The following is a 21,163-nucleotide window of genomic DNA, read 5'->3' as shown; positions in this document are numbered from 1 at the left end:
CCTTCCCGCGACTATGGACGCCTTCACCCATGAGGTGCGCGGACCACGACGCCGGGGGGCGGACATGGCGGAGCGAGAGGCCGTTCTACGGCTGGACGAGCAGTGGGCACGGATGCGGACGGGAGCCCCGCAGGCACCCCCGCCGGAACGCGAACGGCTCCTCGACGACCTGATCAGTGCGCTGCGGACGCTCCAGGACGACCCCCACTGCGTGGCCCTGCTGGGGCTGCGCCTCGCCGACCGGGCCGCCCTGCGCTTCGCCGAGGGCGACCGCGCCGCGGCCCTCGCCACGATCGAGGAGGGGCTGCGCAGCTCCGAGCGGGCGGCCCCGTACTCCCCCGAGTACGCCCGCTGGTACGCCCGCGGGCTGATCAACCACGGGGTCTGGCTGGCCTGGCCGCTGAGCGACGCGGACCGGCTGCCGAGGCATCCGCTGGGCCCCGGCGCCACCGACGGCCCGAGCCCCATGGAACGGGCGGCCGGCGAACGCGCCCGCGACCTGACCCGGACGGCGGTCGAGGTGTGGACGGGCCTGGACCAGCGGGAGCCGGTCAACCGGCGGGGTCTCGCGCAGGCCAAGGTGTTCCTCGGGGACCGGCTCGCGGAGCTGGGCCTCGCCGAGGAGGCGGTGGCCTGGGCGGTGGCCGCGGAGGCGGACTTCCGGCACCTGCTCCTCGCGGGCCCCGGCGCGGAGGCGGCGGAGGAGGCCGAGGAGGCACTCGACCACATCGACCGCCAGCTGGAACTGCGCCTGCGCTTCCTGTCCTTCGACTCCCTGGTGAACCTGCGCGCGGAGGGCCTGCTGCCCGGACGGCTGCTGCCGCAGGCCGTGGTGGCCGCCCGCATCCAGGGCGTGGCGGAGTCCGCGATCGCCGCACGGCTGCGCCTCGACGGCGAGCAGGTGCGCACGATGCTGGAGGTCACACCCTGGCTCGCGGTGTGGCGCGTCGAGGTGCGCGGCCCCGACGGGCTGTGGAACGTACAGGACCATCCCTGGCACAGCGCCACGGAAGTGCGGAACCGGACAGCCGAGGACGTGGCGTCCGAAGTGGTACGCGGCTTCGTGGGCTCGGCGGACTACCCGGGCGACAGCGCGCACTGGCGCGTCCGGCTGTGGTGGCACGAGGAGGGCGACCCGGCGGGGGCCCGGTTCCGGCTGACCGTCGGCCCCGACGCTCCCGTAGCCACCCCCTCGTGAAACTTTGCACAAGACGCCGCCTACGATAGGTGCCGTGTTCAACCCCCTCGCATACATCGCCAACCGCTGGACTCCGTCACCCCGGATCGTCCGTCGGGCCGCGTTCGCCGCGCTCCTGATGAGCGTGGCCATCGTCGTCACCGGCGGCGCGGTGCGGCTGACCGGTTCCGGCCTCGGCTGCGACACCTGGCCCAAGTGCACGGACGAGAGCCTGCTGGCGACACCGGCCCAGGGCTTCCACGGCGCCGTCGAGTTCGGCAACCGGCTGCTGACGTACGTGCTCTCCGCGGCGGTCGGCTGGGCCATCCTCGCGGCCCGTTCCGCCAAGCCGTGGCGCCACGCGCTGACCCGGCTCGGCTGGCTGCAGTTCCTCATCGTGCTGGCCAACGCCGTGCTCGGCGGGATCACCGTCATGACGGGCCTCAACCCGTACAGCGTGGCCGGGCACTTCCTGCTCGCCACCGCGCTGATCACCGTCACGACGGTCACCTGGCAGCGCACCGGCGAGGGCGACACCCCGACCCGGCCCCGCGTGCCGGGCCCGGTGCGCAAGCTGTCCTGGGCGATGCTCGCGACCACCTTCGTGCTCATCGCGGCGGGCACGGTGGTCACCGGCTCCGGACCCCACGCCGGCGACAGCAGCGAGATCGAGCGGATGCCGTTCGACTGGGCGGCCACCGCGCACGTGCACGCCGTCGCCGCCTGGGTGGTGTGCCTGCTGGCCGTCGCCATGTGGCTGGTCCTGCGGGTGGTCGACGCTCCCGCCGACACCCGGGCCCGCGCCCGCGACCTGCTGATCGTGCTGCTCGCCCAGGGCGCCGTCGGCTACGTCCAGTTCTTCACCGAACTGCCGGAGCTGCTCGTCGCCGCCCACATGCTCGGCTCCTGCCTGGTCTGGATCGCCACGCTGCGGGTCGCGCTGAGCCTGCGCGAACGGCCGACGGACCAGGCCGGCACCGGGGCCCGGGACGAGTCCCGCCTCTCCACCGTCTGAGCGGTCCGGAGCGGCTGGTGCCGTGCCGGGCGTCGCAACCCGGTGGACCTAGCCGGTCACAGCGCTAGCCCCGCTCGTCCAGCCGGTAGACGCGGCGGGCGTTGCCCGCCGCGATCATGGCCGCCACCCGCTCCGCGTCCCGCCAGGACCAGGCCCCGTCGCGGGCCCAGCGGCCCAGCACCCGCCCCAGCGCCTCCCGGAACACCAGGGCGCCCACCGCGTGCAGTTCCGGCAGCCGGCCCCCGCCGCTGGAGAACAGCAGCTTCCCGAACGGCGCCAGCTCCAGCAGCTCGCCGAGCACCGCCTCGGCCCGGGCCCCGGTCCGCCCGAGGGCTGCCCCGGCGTCGGCGTAGACGTGCGGGAACTGCGCCGCCAGGCGCGCCGCGTGCCGGTGGTCCGGGTACCCCCCGAGCAGCACCAGCCGGGTACCGAGCCCGGCGGTGGCCCGTACGAAGCCGGTCAGCGGCGCCGGGTCCAGTACGCGCCCGGCGCCGTCCGCGGGAAGCCGGAGCTGGAGCGGGAGCCCCGAGGCCACCGCGCTCCACAGCAGGTGCCTCCGCAGTGCGGGATCCCGGACCGGCCCTCCCCGGGGCCGGCCGGCCAGCCAGCGTCCGGCCGCCGCGCGCACCTCGCCGGGGGCGGGCGCCTCGGGCCCGGAGGCCAGGACGGCGGCGCCGGCCCGGGCGGAGAAGGCCACCGCCCCGGTGGCGGCGTGGTGCACGGCCCCGGCGAGGTTGGCGAGGAAGGCACCCACGGTGCCGGAGGTGTCGGCCGCCTGCTCGGCGAGCAGCTCCAGCCGGACCACCTCGAAGGCATCGGCGTCCCCGGCCAGCGCCAGTTCCTTGGGTCCGGTGAGGTCCCCGGCCTCCCCGGTGTCGACCAGGTAGGCCGCGACCCCGGACCCCCTCAGCAGCAGCCGCGCCGACTCGGTGACGCCCAGCTCGCGCCGCCTCGCCAGGTACCGGACGGGGGTGGCGTGCGGCTCCAGGCCGAGCAGCGGCGGGCACCAGCGGCGCACGGCGAATCCGGTCTGGGTGTCGAAGGACGTGGTGCCGGGGGCGGGCGGGCCCGCCGAGGGGAACAGCTGGGCCTCGAAGGTGCCCAGGCCCAGCTCCGCACGGAGTACTCCGTGGCAGTACTGGTCCACCAGGGGCGGCGTTTCGATCATCCGGGCATCCCGTTTGCGGACGTGAGGAAGGGGCTTCCACACGTCCTAACGGGTGAGCGGGGTGCGAGGTGTTGCTCGCGCTGTTGACCGAGCGGCTCACCCGTACGGAGCAAGCCGGGACGAGCGGGTCGCGGGACGGGCCCGGAGCAGGGGCTCAGGCCGCCGGGTTCGCCGGCCCGCCGAGCTGGATGCCGGCCATGCGGGTCCATTCGTACGGGCCCGTCCGCACCCGCGCGGCGAACTCGCCGTCGAACTCCTCCTGGAGGGTCAGCCCGGCCTTCTGTGCGGCCAGCCGGGCCGCCTCGTAGGTCGGGGCCACCAGGTCGCCCCAGCCCCCGTCCGTGCCGACGAGCACGATGCGGGTGCCGGCCTGGCCGATGTGGGCGAGGTGGCCCTCGGCGCCGCCGTGCTGCTTGGCGAACGCGCCGATCTGCTTGGCCAGCTTCGCGGCCGTACGGTCCTGCTTCTTGTCCGCGCTGCCTGCGGTGTCCGCCGGGCCTGCGGTGTCTGCGGTGTCTGCCATGTACAGCATGCTACCGGCGAGTAATCAGCGGAGGAAGGGATCCACGGCCACCGCCACGAAGAGCAGCGACACGTACGTGATCGACCAGTGGAACAGCCGCATCTCCTTGAGCTTCGGGCCCGTCACCCCGGCCTTGGCCCGCGCGTGCAGCGCGTGCGCCTCCCACAGCCACCAGCCGCCGGCCACCAGCGCGACCGAGGTGTAGAACCAGCCGGTGTACCCCAGCGGGGTCAGCAGCAGCGAGACCGCCACCATCACCCAGCTGTAGAAGACGATCTGGCGCGCCACGACCCGGTTGCCCGCCACCACCGGCAGCATCGGCACGCCGACCCGCGCGTAGTCGTCCTTGACCTTCATCGACAGCGGCCAGTAGTGCGGCGGCGTCCAGAAGAAGATGACGAGGAAGAGGATGACCGCGGCCCAGGAGACCTCGTCCTTGACGGCCGACCAGCCGATGAGCACCGGCATGCAGCCCGCGATGCCGCCCCAGACGATGTTCTGCGCCGTGCGCCGCTTCAGCAGCATCGTGTAGACCACGACGTAGAAGAGGAGGGCGCCGAGCGCGAGGGCGGCCGACAGCCAGTTGATCAGCAGACCGAAGAACAGGGTGGAGACCACGCCGAGGGTGATGCCGAAGACCAGGCACTCCCGCGGGCTGACCATGCCGGTCACGAGCGGGCGCTGCGAGGTCCGGTCCATCAGGGCGTCGATGTCGCGGTCGATGTACATGTTCAGGGCGTTGGCGCCGCCCGCGGACAAGTAGCCGCCGAAGCAGGTCGCGAGGACCAGCCAGAGGGAGGGCACGCCCTGCTCGGCGAGGAACATCACCGGCACTGTGGTGATCAGCAGAAGTTCGATGATCCGCGGCTTGGTCAATGCCACGAAAGCCATGACCCGGGCCCCGAACGGCCGGTGACCGGGGCTCGTCCCGAGCACCCCCGCTGGACGGGATTCGACGGCCGTCACACGCACCCCTGAGAGAGAATCCAGCAAGCCCCGGTTCGGACCGTTCAAGACATGAAGGGCCGGTAAGGGCTTGCGCGTACCACGCCACTCTAGACGTTGCCCTTACGTCGCCCCGCGCGGGGGTCGCCTCGTGTTGGGCCGATCGGAGCGGCCGGGCGGACGTCCGCGGGGCGTCCGACGGACGTCGGACGGATGCACGAGGGGCACCCCGGCGGCCCCCGCCGGGCACCGACGGCCAGGTGAACAGGCGCTGCCGGGGAGGTGACGGAGTGCGGACACTCGAATAGTTGCACGCCGTGACGGGGGTAGGCTCGGAATCGCGCCGGTGCACCGTTCGTCACCGGGAACAGACATGTGGAGAGGAGCCCTGACCCACGGTGAGCACCAAGCCGACCACCACAGAGCTCGAGTGGACCGAACTGGACCAGCGGGCCGTCGACACCGCCCGCATCCTGGCCGCGGACGCGGTCCAGAAGGTCGGGAACGGCCACCCCGGTACGGCGATGAGCCTGGCCCCCGCCGCGTACACCCTCTTCCAGAAGGTGATGCGGCACGACCCGGCGGACCCCGAGTGGGTCGGCCGCGACCGCTTCGTCCTCTCCGCCGGGCATTCGTCGCTCACCCTTTACACCCAGCTGTACCTCGGCGGGTTCGGGCTGGAGCTGGACGACCTCAAGGCCTTCCGCACCTGGGGCTCCAAGACCCCCGGTCACCCGGAGTACGGCCACACCGCCGGCGTCGAGACCACCACCGGCCCGCTCGGCCAGGGCATCGCGAACGCGGTGGGCATGGCCATGGCCTCCCGCTACGAGCGCGGTCTGTTCGACCCCGAGGCGGCGGAGGGCACCTCCCCCTTCGACCACATGATCTACGCGATCGCGGGCGACGGCTGCCTCCAGGAGGGCATCTCCCACGAGGCGTCCGCCCTGGCCGGCCACCAGAAGCTCGGCAACCTGGTGCTGCTGTGGGACGACAACCACATCTCCATCGAGGGCGACACGGAGACGGCCGTCTCCGAGGACACCCTGGAGCGCTACGCGGCGTACGGCTGGCACGTCCAGCGCGTCGAGCAGCAGGAGAACGGCGACCTCGACCCCAAGGCGCTGTTCGCCGCGCTCCAGGCCGCCAAGGCCGAGACCGGCCGGCCGTCGTTCATCGCGGCCCGCTCGATCATCGCCTGGCCCGCCCCGCACGCCCAGGGCACCGAGGCCTCGCACGGCTCCGCGCTCGGTGACGACGAGGTCGCCGCCACCAAGCGCGTCCTCGGCTTCGACCCGGAGCAGACCTTCGAGGTCTCCGACGAGGTCATCGCGCACACCCGCAAGGCGCTGGACCGGGGCCGCGAGGCCAAGGCCGCCTGGGAGAAGGACTTCTCCGCCTGGCGCACCGCCAACCCGGAGCGCGCCGCCGAGTTCGACCGGATCCAGGCCAACGAGCTGCCCGCGGGCTGGGAGGAGGAGCTCCCCCTCTTCGAGGCCGGCAAGGGCGTCGCCACCCGGGCCGCCTCCGGCAAGGTGCTCGCGGCCCTCGGCGCGGTCATCCCGGAGCTGTGGGGCGGCTCGGCCGACCTGGCCGGCTCCAACAACACCACCATCGACAAGGAATCCTCGTTCCTGCCGGTGGGCAACCCGCTGCCGGAGGCCGACCCGTACGGCCGCACCATCCACTTCGGCATCCGCGAGCACGCCATGGCCGCGGCCATGAACGGCATCGCGCTGCACGGCCACACCCGTATCTACGGCGGCACCTTCCTGGTGTTCTCCGACTACATGCGCAACGCCGTCCGCCTCTCCGCGCTGATGCACGTGCCGGTCACCTACGTGTGGACGCACGACTCCATCGGCCTCGGCGAGGACGGCCCCACGCACCAGCCGGTCGAGCACCTCGCCTCGCTGCGCGCCATCCCGGGCCTGAACGTCGTCCGCCCGGCCGACGCGAACGAGACCGCCGTCGCCTGGCGCGAGATCCTGCGCCGCCACACCAAGGTGTTCGGCAAGGGCGCCCCGCACGGTCTGGCACTGACCCGCCAGGGCGTGCCGACCTACGAGCGCAACGAGGACGCGGCCAAGGGCGGCTACGTGCTGTTCGAGGCCACCGGCGGCGAGCCGCAGGTCGTCCTGATCGGCACCGGCTCCGAGGTGCACCTGGCCGTGGAGGCCCGCGAGCAGCTCCAGGCCCAGGGCATTCCCACCCGCGTCGTCTCGATGCCGTCCGTCGAGTGGTTCGAGGAGCAGGACCAGGCCTACAAGGACAGCGTCCTGCCGCCCTCCGTCCGGGCACGCGTCGCGGTCGAGGCGGGCATCGGCCTGACCTGGCACCGCTACGTCGGTGACGCGGGCCGGATCGTCTCGCTGGAGCACTTCGGCGCCTCCGCCGACGCGAAGGTGCTGTTCCGCGAGTTCGGCTTCACTCCCGAGCGCGTGGCCGCCGCTGCCCACGAGTCCCTCGCCGCCGCGCGCTGACGCCGTACGAGAACCAAGTAGGAGGTGCAATTCCCATGACAGACGCACTCAAGCGCCTCTCCGACGAGGGTGTCGCGATCTGGCTGGACGACCTGTCCCGCCGGCGCATCACGTCCGGCAACCTGGCCGAGCTCATCGACCAGTCGCACGTGGTCGGTGTCACCACCAACCCGGCGATCTTCCAGAAGGCCATCAGCAGCGGTGAGGGCTACGAGCAGCAGCTCGCCGACCTCGCCACCCGCAGGGTCACCGTGGAAGAGGCCCTGCGCATGATCACGACGGCGGACGTCCGCGACGCCGCCGACATCCTGCGCCCGGTCTACGACCGCACCGACGGCCAGGACGGCCGCGTGTCGATCGAGGTCGACCCGCGCCTGGCGCACGACACCGCGGCGACCGTCGCCGAGGCCAAGCAGCTGGCCTGGCTGGTGGACCGCCCGAACACGCTGATCAAGATCCCGGCGACCAAGGCCGGCCTGCCGGCGATCACCGAGGTCATCGGCCGGGGCATCAGCGTCAACGTCACGCTGATCTTCTCGCTGGAGCGCTACCGCGAGGTCATGGACGCGTACCTGGCGGGTCTGGAGAAGGCCAGGTCCGCGGGCCTGGACCTGTCCCTGATCCACTCGGTCGCCTCCTTCTTCGTGTCCCGCGTGGACACCGAGATCGACAAGCGCCTGGACGCCGTCGGCACCGACGAGGCCAAGGCCCTCAAGGGCAAGGCGGCGCTCGCCAACGCCCGTCTGGCCTACGAGGCGTACGAGGAGGTCTTCTCCTCGGACCGCTGGAGCGCCCTGGAGCGCCTCGGAGCCAACAAGCAGCGCGCGCTGTGGGCCTCGACGGGCGTCAAGGACCCGGCGTACAAGGACACCCTGTACGTGGACGACCTGGTCGCACCGAACACGGTGAACACCATGCCGGAGGCCACCCTGGAGGCCGCCGCCGACCACGGCCGGATCACGGGTGACACCGTGCGCGGCACCTACGCGCAGGCCCGCGCCGAGCTCGACGCGGTCGCGAAGGTGGGCGTTTCGTACGACGATGTGGTGCAGCTGCTCGAGGACGAGGGCGTCGACAAGTTCGAGGCGTCCTGGAACGACCTGCTGAAGTCGACCGAGGCGGAGCTCCAGCGCCTCGCCCCCACGGAGGCCTGAACACTTTGACTGTGAACGGAGCGAACCCGCTTCGTGACGCACAGGACCGGCGGCTCCCGCGCATCGCGGGGCCGTCCGGCCTGGTCATTTTCGGCGTTACGGGTGACCTGTCGCGCAAGAAGCTGATGCCCGCCGTCTACGACCTGGCGAACCGGGGCCTGCTCCCGCCGGGCTTCTCGCTGATCGGCTTCGCCCGCCGGGAGTGGGAGCACGAGGACTTCGCGACGGAGGTGTACGAGGCCGTCAAGGAGCACTCGCGCACGCCGTTCCGCGAGGAGGTCTGGCAGCAACTGGTGCAGGGCTGCCGGTTCGTCCAGGGCGACTTCGACGACGACGCGGCCTTCGAGACCCTCAAGGCCACCATCGAGGAACTGGACAAGGCGCAGGGCACGGGCGGCAACTTCGCCTTCTACCTGTCCGTCCCGCCCAAGTTCTTCCCCAAGGTGGTCCAGCAGCTCAAGGACCACGGGCTGGCCCAGAAGGAGGGCTCCTGGCGGCGCGCCGTCATCGAGAAGCCCTTCGGGCACGACCTGAAGAGCGCCGAGGAGCTCAACAAGGTCGTCCACGAGGTCTTCCCGCGGGACGAGGTCTTCCGGATCGACCACTACCTCGGCAAGGAGACCGTCCAGAACATCCTGGCGCTCCGCTTCGCCAACACCATGTTCGAGCCGATCTGGAACCGGTCGTACGTCGACCACGTGCAGATCACCATGGCCGAGGACATCGGCATCGGCGGCCGGGCCGGGTACTACGACGGCATCGGCGCGGCCCGCGACGTCATCCAGAACCACCTGCTCCAACTGCTGGCGCTCACGGCGATGGAGGAGCCCGGCTCCTTCCACCCCAAGGCGCTCGTGGCCGAGAAGCTCAAGGTGCTGACCGCGGTGGAGCTGCCCGAGGACCTGGGCAAGTACACCGTGCGCGGCCAGTACTCGGCGGCATGGCAGGGCGGCGAGAAGGTCGTCGGGTACCTCGAAGAGGACGGCATCGACCCCAAGTCGAAGACCGACACCTACGCGGCCGTCCGCCTGGAGATCAACAACCGCCGCTGGGCGGGAGTGCCGTTCTACTTGCGGACCGGCAAGCGGCTCGGCCGCCGGGTGACCGAGATCGCGGTCGTCTTCAAGCGGGCCCCGTACCTGCCGTTCGAGTCGGGCGCGACCGAGGAACTGGGGCAGAACGCCCTGGTCATCCGGGTCCAGCCGGACGAGGGCGTGACGGTGCGCTTCGGCTCCAAGGTTCCGGGCACCTCGATGGAGGTCCGGGACGTCACGATGGACTTCGCCTACGGCGAGTCCTTCACGGAGTCGAGCCCCGAGGCGTACGAGCGGCTCATCCTCGACGTGCTCCTCGGCGACGCGAACCTCTTCCCGCGTCACCAGGAGGTCGAGCTGTCCTGGAACATCCTCGACCCGATCGAGGAGTACTGGGACAAGCACGGCAAGCCCGCCCAGTACCCGTCGGGCACCTGGGGACCGGTCGAGGCGGACGAGATGCTCGCACGAGACGGACGGAGCTGGCGCCGGCCATGAAGATCGACCTCACGGAGACCAACTCCAGCAAGATCAACGCCGCGATGGTGCAGGCGCGCCGGGACATCGGCACGCCGGCCATCGGCATGGTGCTCACGCTGGTGATCGTGACCGACGAGGAGAACGCGTACGACGCGCTCAAGTCGGCGAACGACGCGTCCCACGAGCACCCCTCGCGGATCGTCGTCGTCATCAAGCGGGTCAGCCGCTCGCCGCGCAGCCGCCGCGACGCCCGTCTCGACGCGGAAGTGCGCGTCGGGGCGGACTCCGGCAGCGGCGAGACGGTGGTACTGCGCCTGCACGGCGAACTGGTCGACCACGCCCAGTCCGTGGTGCTCCCGCTGCTGCTGCCGGACGCCCCCGTGGTCGTCTGGTGGCCGCACGGCGCTCCGGCGGACCTGGCGGGCGACCCGCTGGGGGTGCTGGGCCAGCGCCGGATCACGGACACGTACTCCTGCGAGGACCCGACCGGAACGCTCGCGACCCGCGCGGCGGCCTACGCGCCCGGGGACACGGACCTGTCCTGGACCCGGATCACCCCGTGGCGCTCCATGCTGGCGGCCGCGCTGGACCAGCAGAACCTCGCGGTCGTCTCCGCGACCGTCGAGGGCGAGGACGACAACCCGAGCTGCGAGTTGCTGGCCATGTGGCTGGCGGACCGGCTCCAGGTCCCCGTCCGGCGCACCCTGTCGTCGGGACCCGGCCTGACGTCCGTACGCCTGGAGACCAAGGACGGCGACATCGTCCTGGACCGGGCGGACGGGGCGCTGGCCACGCTGTGCATGCCGGGGCAGCCCGACCGTGCGGTGGCGCTCAAGCGCCGCGAGACGGCCGAGCTCCTCGCGGAGGAGCTGCGCCGGCTGGACCCGGACAACACGTACGAGTCCTCGCTGAAGTTCGGCGTGGCGAAGCTGGACGCCGCGCAGGCGGCTCCGCCGAAGGACAGGGCGCCCGCGACCGAGGCCGCCGGGGCCGCGGCTCCGGCGGAGGCCCCGGCCCCGAAGCCGGCGGCCAAGCCGGCGAAGAAGCCCGCGGCCAAGTAAGCGGGTTCCGCCCGGACCCGGTCCTCGGACGCCGGCGGGCTGGAGGAATCCAGCCCGCCGGCGATCGGGTCGCGGAGTCCGGGGCGGAGCCCCGTCGACCCCGAACTACCGACAAGGCGGCAGCACATGGGTATGACGACTCCCCAGGTCGTCGTCCACCGGGACAAGGAGCTGATGGCGCAGGCCACGGCGGCCCGGCTCATCACGACGGTCGTGGACGCGCAGTCCGCCCGCGGCGCGGCGTCCGTGGTCCTCACCGGCGGCCGCAACGGCAACGGCCTGCTCGCGGCCCTCGCGGCCGCCCCGGCCCGGGACGCGATCGACTGGTCGCGGCTGGACCTGTGGTGGGGCGACGAGCGCTACGTTCCCGCCGACGACCCCGAGCGCAACCACACGCAGGCCCGTGAGGCCCTGCTGGACGCCGTCCCGCTGGACCCGGCCCGCGTGCACGTCATGCCGGCTTCGGACGGCCCGTACGGGGCCGACGTGGACGCGGCGGCCGCCTCGTACGCGGCCGAGCTGGCGCGCGCGGCCGGACCGGAGGACCACGGCCCGGTCCCCCGCTTCGACGTGCTGATGCTGGGCGTGGGCCCGGACACGCACGTGGCCTCCCTCTTCCCTGAGCACCCGGCCGCCCGCGAGAGCGAGCGCACGGTGGTCGGCGTCCACGGCGCCCCGAAGCCCCCGCCCACCCGGATCTCCCTGACGCTCCCGGCGATCCGGTCGGCCCGGGAGGTCTGGCTGCTGGCGGCGGGCGAGGACAAGGCGGGCGCGGTGGCCATCGCCCTCGGGGGCGCGGGCCAGGTCCAGGCACCGGCCGCGGCCGCGTACGGCCGCTCGCGCACCCTGTGGCTCCTGGACCGCGCGGCGGCCGCCAAGCTGCCGGCGGACCTGTACCCGCGGGCCTCCTCCTGACGTACGGCGAAGCGCCCCGCACCTTCCGGTGCGGGGCGCTTCGCCGTGCGGGTCAGCTCCGGCCGCGCAGCCGCCGGTACGTCGCCACCAGGGCCTTCGTCGAGGCGTCCAGCCCCGCCACCTCGGCGCCGTCGGTCAGGGCCGGCTCGATCCGCTTGGCGAGGACCTTGCCGAGCTCCACGCCCCACTGGTCGAAGGAGTCGATGTTCCACACCGCGCCCTGGACGAACACCTTGTGCTCGTAGAGCGCGATCAGCTGCCCCAGCACCGCCGGGGTGAGTTCGGCCGCCAGGACGGTGGTCGTGGGGTGGTTGCCCCGGAAGGTCTTGTGCGCGACGAGCGGCTCGGGGACACCCTCCGCCCGCACCTCGTCGGGGGTCTTGCCGAAGGCGAGCGCCTGGGTCTGCGCGAAGAAGTTCGCCATCAGCAGGTCGTGCTGGGCCGCCAGCTCCGGCGACAGCTCCGCCACCGGCCGAGCGAAGCCGATGAAGTCGGCGGGGATGGTCTTCGTCCCCTGGTGGATCAGCTGGTAGTAGGCGTGCTGCCCGTTGGTGCCGGGCGTACCCCACACCACCGGGCCGGTCTGCCACTCCACCGGATCGCCCTGCCGGTCCACGGACTTGCCGTTGGACTCCATGTCCAGCTGCTGCAAGTACGCCGTGAAACGCGAGAGGTAGTGGCTGTAGGGGAGCACCGCGTGCGCCTGGGCGTCGAAGAAGGCCCCGTACCAAATCCCCAACAGCCCCAGCAGCAGCGGGACGTTCTCCTCGGGCGGCGCCGTGCGGAAGTGCCGGTCCATGGTGTGGAAGCCGCCGAGCAGCTCGCGGAAGTTGTCCGGGCCGATCGCGATCATCAGCGAGAGGCCGATGGCGGAGTCGAAGGAGTAGCGGCCGCCGACCCAGTCCCAGAACTCGAACATGTTGTCCGGGTCGATACCGAAGCCGGTGACCTTCTCCGCGTTGGTCGACAGGGCCACGAAGTGGCGTGCCACGGCGGCCCGGTCGCCGCCCAGCCCCGCGAGCAGCCAGTCGCGCGCCGATTCGGCGTTGGTGATGGTCTCGATGGTCGTGAAGGTCTTGGAGGCGATGATGAACAGCGTCTCGGCCGGGTCCAGGTCGCGTACGGCCTCGTGCAGGTCCGCGCCGTCGACGTTGGAGACGAAACGCAGCGTCAGGCCCCGGTCGGCGAAGGCGCGCAGCGCCTCGTACGCCATCGCCGGGCCGAGGTCGGAGCCGCCGATGCCGATGTTGACGACGTTCTTGATGCGCTTGCCGGTGGAGCCGGTCCACTCCCCCGACCGGACCCGGTCGCTGAAGGCCGCCATCTTGTCGAGTACGGCGTGCACGGCGGGGACGACGTTCTCGCCGTCCACCTCGACCACGGCGTCCGCGGGCGCGCGCAGTGCGGTGTGCAGCACCGCCCGGTCCTCGGTCGTGTTGATCTTCTCGCCGCTGAACATCGCTTCGCGCAGCTCGGCCACGCCCGTCGCCGCGGCGAGCTCGCGGAGCAGTGCCAGCGTCTCGTCGGTCACGAGGTGCTTCGAGTAGTCGACGTGCAGGTCCCCGGCGCGCAGGGTGTAGCCGGAGCCGCGTCCCGGATTCTCCTCGAACAGCTCCCGCAGATGCGTCTGCCCGAACTCCTCCCGGTGCTTGCCGAGTGCGAGCCACTCCGGCATCCGGTTGAGCTTCGTACGGCTGTCTGCGTTCATCTCGGACATCAACCCACTTCTTCCGTCCTGTCGTGCCCCGCCGGTCTCCAACTTAAGGGATATGCGGCGGCGTAACGGACAGGCGCCTTCGGGGCGGGCGCACGCGAAGGGCCCGGCGCCGCAGGGATGGTTCCTGCGGGGCCGGGCCCCATGACTCACGATGCCGTGCGGTCTCAGATCTCGCCGCGGAGCTTGGCGAGCGCCTCGGCGAGGATCGCCTCGCCGTCGGCGTCCGTGCGTCGCTCCCGTACGTACGCCAGGTGCGTCTTGTACGGCTCGGTGCGCGGCGGCGCCGGCGGGTTGTCCCGGTCCTGGCCGGCCGGGAACCCGCAGCGCGGGCAGTCCCAGGTGTCCGGCACCTGCGCGTCGCTGGCGAAGCTCGGCTGCGTCTCGTGCCCGTTCGAGCACCAGAAGGAGATGCGCAGGCGGGGCGCGGACTCGCCGCGCTCGGCCTCACCCATCGGCCCCGCTCCGACCCGACTGCCACGGATCGCGTTGCCACTTGCCACGGTCGTAACTCCCTGCGTGATGGTGCCGCGGAGCGTGAGGGAAATGTCCGCCGCGGGCGCCCAAGTCTACGTAAGGCCCAACGCGCGTCCCGCGAACGGAGTTACTCGTTCCATGTCATGGACGCCGGGTCCCATAGTAGGCCGGGCGGGGCCGACCGGACTGCCGGAATGGCGAGAACGGTCAGCTGCTCGACTTCATCAGGAGACCGAGCGCCATGATGCAGGCGAACCACAGCAGACCGACGACGACGGTGATCCGGTCCAGGTTGCGCTCCGCGACGGAGGAACCGCCGACCGACGACTGCATGCCGCCGCCGAACATGTCGGAAAGGCCGCCGCCCTTGCCCTTGTGCATCAGCACGAGCAGCATCAGCAGGGCGCTGAAGACGATCAGGGCGATCGAGAACCCCATAATCACGGCTGATTCCTACTTTCTGGCTTTTCTGGCTTTCCGGCTCTGCTGGTACGTGCGCGGGGGCCAGTGGCTGCTGTTCAGCCTCCTGGCCCCCGCAAGGGTACGACGGATCCGTCCTACCGCATACTCACAGCGAACTTCACTGGTCGCGGAAGCGGACGATCTTGACGAACTCCTCCGCGTCCAGCGCCGCGCCGCCGATCAGGGCGCCGTCGACGTCGGGCTGGGCCATGATCGCCGCGATGTTCCCGGACTTCACCGAGCCGCCGTACTGGATGCGGACCTTGTCGGCCAGCTCCTGCGAGTAGAGCTCGGCGAGACGGCCGCGGATCGCTCCGCAGACCTCCTGGGCGTCCTCGGGGGTGGCGACCTCGCCGGTCCCGATGGCCCACACGGGCTCGTACGCGATCACGATGGACTCGACCTGCTCGGCCGGGACGTCCTTGAGGCCGCCGTCGAGCTGGGCCAGCGTGTACGCGACCTGCTCGCCGGCCTTGCGGACGTCCAGGCCCTCGCCGACGCACAGGATCGGGGTGATCCCGTGCCGGTACGCGGCCTTGACCTTGGCGTTGCAGATCTCGTCGTTCTCACCGTGGTACTGGCGGCGCTCACTGTGGCCTACGGCCACGTACGAGCACTTCAGCTTCGACAGCATCGATCCGGAGATCTCACCGGTGTAGGCACCGGAGTCGTGCGCCGACAGGTCCTGGGCGCCGTACTTGATCTTCAACTTGTCGCCGTCGACCAGGGTCTGCACGGAGCGCAGGTCGATGAAGGGCGGCAGCACGGCGACCTCGACGGCGTCGAAGTCCTTGTCGGTCAGTGCGAAGGCGAGCTTCTGGACGTGGGCGATGGCCTCCAGGTGGTTGAGGTTCATCTTCCAGTTGCCCGCCATGAGCGGGGTGCGCGTGGTCATGAAGTGTCAGCCCTCCAGGGCGGCGAGACCGGGGAGCGTCTTGCCCTCAAGGTATTCGAGGGAGGCGCCGCCACCGGTGGAAATGTGGCCGAAAGCGTTTTCGTCGAAGCCCAGGATGCGGACCGCGGCAGCGCTGTCGCCGCCGCCGACGACGGTGAAGGCGTTGCTGTCGACGAGAGCCTGCGCGATGGCGGTGGTGCCGCCCGCGTAGTCGGGGTGTTCGAAGACGCCGACCGGGCCGTTCCAGAAGACGGTCTCGGCGTCGGCGATCTTGGACGCGTAGAGCTCGCGCGTCTTCGGGCCGATGTCCAGGCCTTCCTTGGTCTTCGGGATCGCGTCCGCGGCGACGGTCTCGAAGTCGGCGGGAGCCTTGGTCTTCAGGTTCGGGAACTCGGGGGAGACCAGGACGTCGACGGGGAGCACCAGCTCGACGCCGGTGTCCTTGGCCCGCTGCATGTACTCGGTGACCTTCTCCAGCTGGTCCTCCTGGAGCAGGGAGATGCCGACCTCGTGGCCGAGGGCCTTGAGGAAGGTGTAGGCCATGCCACCGCCGATGAGGATGCGGTCGGCCTTGCCGAGCAGCTCGTCGATGACGGCGAGCTTGTCGGAGACCTTGGCGCCGCCGAGGACGACCACGTACGGGCGCTTGACCTCGGCGGTCAGCTTCTTCAGGACGCCGACCTCGGTGGCGATGAGGGAGCCGGCCGCGTGCGGCAGGCGGGCGGGGAGGTCGAAGACCGAGGCGTGCTTGCGGTGGACGGCGCCGAAGCCGTCGCCGACGTAGATGTCGGCGAGCTCCGCGAGCTGGTCCGCGAAGGCGCCGCGCTCGGCGTCGTCCTTCGCGGTCTCACCGGCGTTGAAGCGCAGGTTCTCGATGACGGCGACCCGGCCGTCGGTGAGGGCGGCGACGGTCGCGCGGGCGGAGTCGCCGACGGTGTCGGTGGCGAACGCGACGTCCGCGCCGAGCAGTTCGCCCAGGCGCTTCGCGGCCGGGGCGAGCGAGAAGGCAGGGTCCGGAGCGCCCTTGGGGCGGCCCAGGTGCGAGGCCACGACGACGCGGGCGCCGGCTTCGGCGAGCTTCGCGATCGTGGGCTGCACGGCGCGGATGCGGCCGTCGTCGGTGATAACGCCCTCGGCGAGCGGGACGTTCAGGTCCGCGCGGACGAAGACCCGCTTGCCCTTGACGCCTTCGGCGAGCAGTTCGTCGATCGTCTTCATGTGTTCCTACTCCTTGTGAGCCCTTCACCCGGAGGGCGAGGAAGGGAGAACGAGGCAAGCGACAGGGCCCGTGCGGCGCTTCGTCGCGCTGCCCGGACCCTGTGCTCACATCGTGGTGCCTTGCCTTGGTACCGGGGCGACCTTAGAGCTGGCCACCGACGAAGACCGTAAGGTCCACGAGACGGTTGGAGTAGCCCCACTCGTTGTCGTACCAGCCGATGACCTTGACGTTCTTGCCCTGGACCATCGTCAGGGAGGAGTCGAAGGTGCAGGACGCGGGCCAGTTCACGATGTCGGAAGAGACGATCGCGTCCTCGGTGTAGTCGAGGATGCCCTTCAGCTGGCCCTCCGCGGCCTTCTGGAAGGCGGTGTTGACCTCGTCCTTGGTGACCTCGCGCTCCAGCTCGATGACCAGGTCGGTCACGGAGCCGGTCGGGACCGGGACGCGCATCGCGATGCCGTCGAGCTTGCCCGCCAGCTCCGGGATCACCAGCGCGGTGGCCTTGGCGGCACCGGTGGTGGTCGGGATGATGTTCTCGGCGGCGGCGCGGGCGCGGCGCAGGTCCGAGTGCGGGAAGTCCAGGATGCGCTGGTCGTTCGTGTAGGCGTGGACCGTCGTCATCATGCCCTTGACGATGCCGAAGTTCTCCAGGAGGACCTTGGCCATCGGCGCCACGCAGTTGGTGGTGCAGGAGGCGTTGGAGATGACGTGGTGGTTGGCCGCCTCGTACTTGTCCTGGTTGACGCCCATCACGATCGTGATGTCCTCGTCCTTGGCCGGAGCCGAGATGAGGACCTTCTTCGCGCCGGCGGCGATGTGCTTGGCGGCGTCGGCCTTCTTGGTGAAGATGCCGGTCGACTCGATGACGATGTCGGCACCCAGTTCGCCCCAGGGGAGGTTCGCGGGGTCGCGCTCGGCGAAGGTCTTGAAGGTGTTGCCACCGACCGTGATGGTGTCGGCGGTGTGGGTGACCTCGTGCTTGAGGCGGCCCAGGATGGTGTCGTACTTGAGAAGGTGCACCAGGGTGGCGTTGTCAGTCAGGTCGTTGACACCGACGATCTCGATGTCCGCTCCCTGCTCCAGGAGCGCCCGAAAGTAGTTGCGGCCAATTCGGCCAAAACCGTTGATGCCTACGCGGATCGTCACGAACCGATCTCCTCGTTGGTGCGCCGGTCAGTGCGCCGGCGAGCTGTATGGGATGTCCCCGACCGCTTACGACCCTACCTCTCTGTGAGCTTTCGAGTGACATCGGCGGGGACCTGACACGCCCCCGGACCCCGTACGGGAAGCTCCCGGCGGGACCCCGGGGACTTTGCGCCCCGTCACACAGGGTGAGTGACGGGAGGGCCGCTGATCAGCGGTTCAGCGCATGCAGCGCCTTACCGACGAGTAGGGCGCGGTCCTTCGCGGCCGGCAGGTGTTCGAGGCCGAAGCCGAGCAGGACGGTGTCACGCGTAGTGACGGCCGCGTAGGACCTGAACAGCTCTCCCGACCGGGTCCAATCGCCCGGAACTTCGGGGCTTCCGGCAGGTGCGCCCCCGGCGGTCCACGCGCCCAGGGAGGTCTCGAATCCCTCCGCGGGGCGATCGGTGCCGCCCACGTTCAGGCGCGCCTCGTCCGCGAAGACGCCGCGGCCGCCGGAGCCCGGGTCGGTGACGTAGGAGAGCGAGACCTCGACGGTCCTGCCCGCGTAGGCGCTCAGGTCGAAGGAGACCTGCTTCCAGCCGCCGGAGGAGCCGGTGAAGCTGTTCCAGGCCCCGCTGCTTCCCTGCGGGGTGCAGCCGCCGCCGGCCAGGGTGAGGTAGCGGCGCAGGAACGGGTGGTCGTTCATGAAGAACCCGGCCGCGCACTCCTGTGGGACGGCGGTGCCGCTCAGGCCGCCCGTGTCGGGCAGCGTGGTCCAGTCGTCGCCGCCGGCCGTGCGCGCCTCCAGGAGGGCGTGGTCGTAGCCCTCCTCGGTGTTCCAGTTCAGCGCGAGCTTGAGCTGCGGCTTGTCGGCGGCGGCGACCTGCGTCAGGTCGATGGCGGTGACCAGCCGCTTCCAGTCGCTGTCCTCGTGCAGGGCCGAGGCCATCGTGGCGCCGGCATAGGGGGCGTACGGGTTCACGACCCCGCCGAACTGCCCCGCCTGCGCGCTCTTGAACTGCGGGAAGAGTTCCGGCGCCAGGGTCTCGGAGGTCACCGTGTAGGACCCGGGCGCGTCCAGCGGGTTGCCCGCGGCGTCGCCGAGGCCGCCCGCCGCGCCGGCGAGGGTCCCCGCCCCGGCGAACCCGGTGGCGCCGCGCACGCCCGTACGGCCGTAGGCCCCGAGCCAGTACTGGCTGAAGTCGTTGGTCACGGCCCGGCCGACCCGGGCGTTGCCGCCGGCCAGTTCACCGGCCTCGATCAGCTTGCCGCCCTCGTTCAGGAAGTCGCGGATCGCGAGCTGCGTGTCACCGCCCGGTGTCTTGGCGCCGGTGTGGTGCACGGCCGTCCGGAAGTGGGAGAGGACCCCGAGGTGGTGCGGGGCGCCCTGCACCGCGACGTCCCACACCGCCGCGGACCTGCCGTTGGCGCGCAGGGCGTCGACGTAGGTCCGGGCGTGCTGCGCCGGGGCGCCCTCCTCGGCGACGACCAGCACGTCCGCGCGCGGCCGCTCGGCCACCGTGTAGGTGAAGCGCTCACTGGACACCTGCTCGCCGGAGCGGTCGCGGCCGGTGAACCAGACCTCGACCCGGTCGCCCGGCTTCGTCCCGTCGACCTCGGCCCGGTACTCGTCGAACCAGTTGTTGTCCTCGCCGCCGTAGACGTCGCCGCCCTTCCAGGGCTTGAGGTCCTCGTCGTGCGTACGGCCGCCGTTGACGCGGTAGTTGAGCTCCTTGTCCCGCAGCGCCTTGCGGGCCGTGACCGAGACCGCCTGCTCCTCGCCGCGGGCCGCGTAGGAGGTGGTGAAGGGGTCGAGGGTGAAGTCGGCGGCGGTCAGGCCCACGGCGGAAGCCGGGCGGTCCGGGTGCGCGGCGCTCTCGCCGACCGAGAGGGCGAACGAGACGTTCTTCGCGAACTCGGCCTGGACGAGCTTCTCGTCGTCCGGGAAGTTGAAGCCGGAGGCGCAGTCCTCGGGCTTCCACCGGTCGTTTGGATCGATCTCGGAGGCCGTCTGGCAGGTGGTCATCTCCGGTGTGAACATCATGATGCCGTTGACGTTGGACGCGTGTCCGTCGGCCTCTCCGTTGGTGGTGTACAGCTCGGAGGAGACCTGCGGGTAGTAGCCCGGGACGGCGGGGTTCTCGGGGGTGCCGGCCAGCGCCTGGTAGGCGATGTCGTCCGGGGTGGGCGTGGCCACCTGCCAGCCGACGCCGTAGAGCAGCAGCTCGGCGGCTGAGTGGTAGTTGATGGCGTACTCGAAGCCGATGCGCTTCTGGAACCGGTCGAGGGCGACGGTCTCGGGCTCGGAGGAGGCCCGGGGGCCCCGGTAGGTCTCGCTCGCCCGATGGGGTGAGGAGCCCTCGTTGTCGTAGCCCCACTTGTAGGCGAAGTTGCGGTTGAGGTCGACGCCGTCGACCGCGGTGGTCCTGCCGTCGCCGTTGTTGTCGCGCAGGTTCTTGCGCCACAGCCGCTCGCCGTCGGGGGCGTGCGTGTAGTCGTACCCGTCGGGGTTGGCGGAGAGCAGGAACCACAGCTCGGTGGAGTCCACCAGGGCGGTGATCCGCGGGTCCTTGCCGTAGCTGTCGATCGTGTGGTGCATCAGCCGCCGGGTCATCTCCGGGGTGATCCACTCGCGGGCGTGCTGGTTGGACATGTACAGCACGGAGGGCTTGTCGCCGTCCTTGGTCTTCGCGGCGTTCTTGCTGACCTTGAGGGCGAGGATGTCCTGGCCCCGGACGGTCTTGCCGAGGGAGACGACCTTGGTGAGGCCGGGGTTCGCCCGGCCCGCCGCGAGGATCTCCTCCCGCAGGCCGTCCTTGCCGCTGTACGGGCGGAAGACTCCGTCGCCGGCGGCCTTGGACCGGGCCGTGCCCTCGGCCCCGACCTTGCGTTCCGTGAGCCGCAGGCCCTGGGCGGCGAGGTCCCCGGCCCCGCCGGGCGTGAGGAAGAGCTCGACCCTGGCCGTCCCGGTCTCCGGAGCGCGCTCGGAGAGCTCGTGGGCGTCCTGGCCTGCGGCGAGGACGAGCGGGACCTGCTCCCGGGTGATGTCGGCCTCGTAGACCCGGATCTCCTCGTCGGCGGAGCCGGCCGCGGTGGCGGGGCCCGGCCGGGCCTGGGCCGTGGCGGGTAACGCGGCGAATGTGGTTGCGAAGACGAGTGCGGTTGCGGCGAGGATCGATCTCGCGCGGTGCCTCATGTGCCCCCCTGGGCGTCGTCTGCCACGAAAGCTGTGGACGACAGACTCAAGACCGGCCCATGGTCATGTCAATGGGGCGTGCCGCGAGGGGCCCGCACGGGTGATCGTGCGGGCCCCTCG

General features: G+C 71.2%; 17 protein-coding genes. 7 read left to right on the top strand and 10 right to left on the bottom strand.

The annotated features are described in order from the left end of the window. The first annotated feature begins 64 nt into the window (after positions 1-64). Both ACWFQ8_RS15870 and ACWFQ8_RS15865 read left to right on the top strand, forming a co-directional pair. On the top strand, positions 65-1,198 hold the full coding sequence (locus ACWFQ8_RS15870) for a hypothetical protein (RefSeq protein WP_453786800.1): 1,134 nt from the start codon (positions 65-67) through the stop codon (positions 1,196-1,198). A 4-nt stretch (positions 1,199-1,202) separates the two neighbouring features. Next, positions 1,203-2,192 (top strand): COX15/CtaA family protein, encoded by a 990-nt coding sequence (locus ACWFQ8_RS15865; protein WP_453786799.1) that lies wholly within the window; start codon positions 1,203-1,205, stop codon positions 2,190-2,192. A gap of 64 nt (positions 2,193-2,256) precedes the next feature. Here the strand turns inward: ACWFQ8_RS15865 and ACWFQ8_RS15860 are convergent, their stop codons facing one another. From ACWFQ8_RS15860 to ACWFQ8_RS15850, 3 genes are all read right to left on the bottom strand, one after another. Continuing rightward, positions 2,257-3,360 carry an amidohydrolase gene (locus ACWFQ8_RS15860; RefSeq protein WP_453786798.1) on the bottom strand — a complete coding sequence of 368 codons (1,104 nt, stop codon included), beginning with the start codon at positions 3,358-3,360 and terminating at the stop codon, positions 2,257-2,259. Between the two features lie 154 nt (positions 3,361-3,514). After that, the gene (locus tag ACWFQ8_RS15855; RefSeq protein WP_453786797.1) at positions 3,515-3,883 is read right to left on the bottom strand and encodes a hypothetical protein; all 369 of its coding nucleotides are present in this window, start codon (positions 3,881-3,883) and stop codon (positions 3,515-3,517) included. A 24-nt stretch (positions 3,884-3,907) separates the two neighbouring features. Continuing rightward, complete coding sequence (locus tag ACWFQ8_RS15850; protein ID WP_453786796.1) at positions 3,908-4,849, bottom strand: heme o synthase; 942 nt, start codon at positions 4,847-4,849, stop codon at positions 3,908-3,910. A gap of 377 nt (positions 4,850-5,226) precedes the next feature. Between ACWFQ8_RS15850 and tkt the strand changes: the two genes are divergently transcribed. From tkt to pgl, 5 genes are all read left to right on the top strand, one after another. Beyond that, positions 5,227-7,311 (top strand): transketolase, encoded by a 2,085-nt coding sequence (tkt, locus tag ACWFQ8_RS15845; RefSeq protein ID WP_453786795.1) that lies wholly within the window; start codon positions 5,227-5,229, stop codon positions 7,309-7,311. A gap of 35 nt (positions 7,312-7,346) precedes the next feature. Beyond that, positions 7,347-8,465 carry a transaldolase gene (gene tal / locus ACWFQ8_RS15840; protein WP_453786794.1) on the top strand — a complete coding sequence of 373 codons (1,119 nt, stop codon included), beginning with the start codon at positions 7,347-7,349 and terminating at the stop codon, positions 8,463-8,465. 5 nt (positions 8,466-8,470) lie between these two features. Then, complete coding sequence (zwf, locus tag ACWFQ8_RS15835; protein WP_453786793.1) at positions 8,471-9,997, top strand: glucose-6-phosphate dehydrogenase; 1,527 nt, start codon at positions 8,471-8,473, stop codon at positions 9,995-9,997. Then, positions 9,994-11,040, top strand: coding sequence for a glucose-6-phosphate dehydrogenase assembly protein OpcA (opcA, locus tag ACWFQ8_RS15830; RefSeq protein ID WP_453786792.1), 1,047 nt, complete (start codon positions 9,994-9,996; stop codon positions 11,038-11,040). The genes zwf and opcA overlap by 4 nt, the downstream gene beginning before the upstream one ends. A 132-nt stretch (positions 11,041-11,172) precedes the next feature. Continuing rightward, positions 11,173-11,955: a 6-phosphogluconolactonase gene (pgl, locus tag ACWFQ8_RS15825; RefSeq protein ID WP_453786791.1), complete on the top strand. Its 783-nt coding sequence runs from the start codon at positions 11,173-11,175 to the stop codon at positions 11,953-11,955. Between the two features lie 52 nt (positions 11,956-12,007). On the opposite strand, the gene pgi is transcribed toward pgl, so the two are convergent. The 7 genes from pgi to ACWFQ8_RS15790 all read right to left on the bottom strand — a co-directional run bounded on the left by pgi (position 12,008) and on the right by ACWFQ8_RS15790 (position 21,043). Beyond that, the gene (gene pgi / locus ACWFQ8_RS15820; protein WP_453786864.1) at positions 12,008-13,663 is read right to left on the bottom strand and encodes a glucose-6-phosphate isomerase; all 1,656 of its coding nucleotides are present in this window, start codon (positions 13,661-13,663) and stop codon (positions 12,008-12,010) included. A gap of 173 nt (positions 13,664-13,836) precedes the next feature. Beyond that, on the bottom strand, positions 13,837-14,172 hold the full coding sequence (locus ACWFQ8_RS15815; protein WP_007263454.1) for an RNA polymerase-binding protein RbpA: 336 nt from the start codon (positions 14,170-14,172) through the stop codon (positions 13,837-13,839). A gap of 181 nt (positions 14,173-14,353) precedes the next feature. Beyond that, the gene (gene secG / locus ACWFQ8_RS15810) at positions 14,354-14,584 is read right to left on the bottom strand and encodes a preprotein translocase subunit SecG (RefSeq protein ID WP_150522109.1); all 231 of its coding nucleotides are present in this window, start codon (positions 14,582-14,584) and stop codon (positions 14,354-14,356) included. Between the two features lie 142 nt (positions 14,585-14,726). Further along, positions 14,727-15,503, bottom strand: a complete 777-nt coding sequence (gene tpiA / locus ACWFQ8_RS15805; protein WP_453786790.1) for a triose-phosphate isomerase — start codon at positions 15,501-15,503, stop codon at positions 14,727-14,729. 6 nt (positions 15,504-15,509) lie between these two features. Continuing rightward, positions 15,510-16,721 carry a phosphoglycerate kinase gene (locus ACWFQ8_RS15800; protein WP_453786789.1) on the bottom strand — a complete coding sequence of 404 codons (1,212 nt, stop codon included), beginning with the start codon at positions 16,719-16,721 and terminating at the stop codon, positions 15,510-15,512. Positions 16,722-16,863: 142 nt separating this feature from the next. Continuing rightward, positions 16,864-17,868: a type I glyceraldehyde-3-phosphate dehydrogenase gene (gap, locus tag ACWFQ8_RS15795; protein ID WP_453786788.1), complete on the bottom strand. Its 1,005-nt coding sequence runs from the start codon at positions 17,866-17,868 to the stop codon at positions 16,864-16,866. 208 nt (positions 17,869-18,076) lie between these two features. Next, a complete protein-coding gene (locus ACWFQ8_RS15790) occupies positions 18,077-21,043 on the bottom strand; it encodes a M14 family zinc carboxypeptidase (protein WP_453786787.1) in 2,967 nt (988 codons plus the stop codon). Between the last annotated feature and the right edge of the window lie 120 nt (positions 21,044-21,163).

This window comes from Streptomyces sp. NPDC055254, assembly GCF_053606025.1.
This window is presented reverse-complemented; position numbering and strand designations above follow the sequence as displayed.

Coding starts and splice junctions, on each gene's coding strand:
- ACWFQ8_RS15870 (WP_453786800.1), top strand. CDS start 65: ATGGCGGAGCGAGAGGCCGTTCTACGGCTGGACGAGCAGTGGGCACGG.
- ACWFQ8_RS15860 (WP_453786798.1), bottom strand. CDS start 3,360: ATGATCGAAACGCCGCCCCTGGTGGACCAGTACTGCCACGGAGTACTC.
- ACWFQ8_RS15855 (WP_453786797.1), bottom strand. CDS start 3,883: ATGGCAGACACCGCAGACACCGCAGGCCCGGCGGACACCGCAGGCAGC.
- tal (WP_453786794.1), top strand. CDS start 7,347: ATGACAGACGCACTCAAGCGCCTCTCCGACGAGGGTGTCGCGATCTGG.
- opcA (WP_453786792.1), top strand. CDS start 9,994: ATGAAGATCGACCTCACGGAGACCAACTCCAGCAAGATCAACGCCGCG.
- pgl (WP_453786791.1), top strand. CDS start 11,173: ATGACGACTCCCCAGGTCGTCGTCCACCGGGACAAGGAGCTGATGGCG.
- pgi (WP_453786864.1), bottom strand. CDS start 13,663: ATGAACGCAGACAGCCGTACGAAGCTCAACCGGATGCCGGAGTGGCTC.
- secG (WP_150522109.1), bottom strand. CDS start 14,584: ATGGGGTTCTCGATCGCCCTGATCGTCTTCAGCGCCCTGCTGATGCTG.
- tpiA (WP_453786790.1), bottom strand. CDS start 15,503: ATGACCACGCGCACCCCGCTCATGGCGGGCAACTGGAAGATGAACCTC.
- ACWFQ8_RS15800 (WP_453786789.1), bottom strand. CDS start 16,721: ATGAAGACGATCGACGAACTGCTCGCCGAAGGCGTCAAGGGCAAGCGG.
- ACWFQ8_RS15790 (WP_453786787.1), bottom strand. CDS start 21,043: ATGAGGCACCGCGCGAGATCGATCCTCGCCGCAACCGCACTCGTCTTC.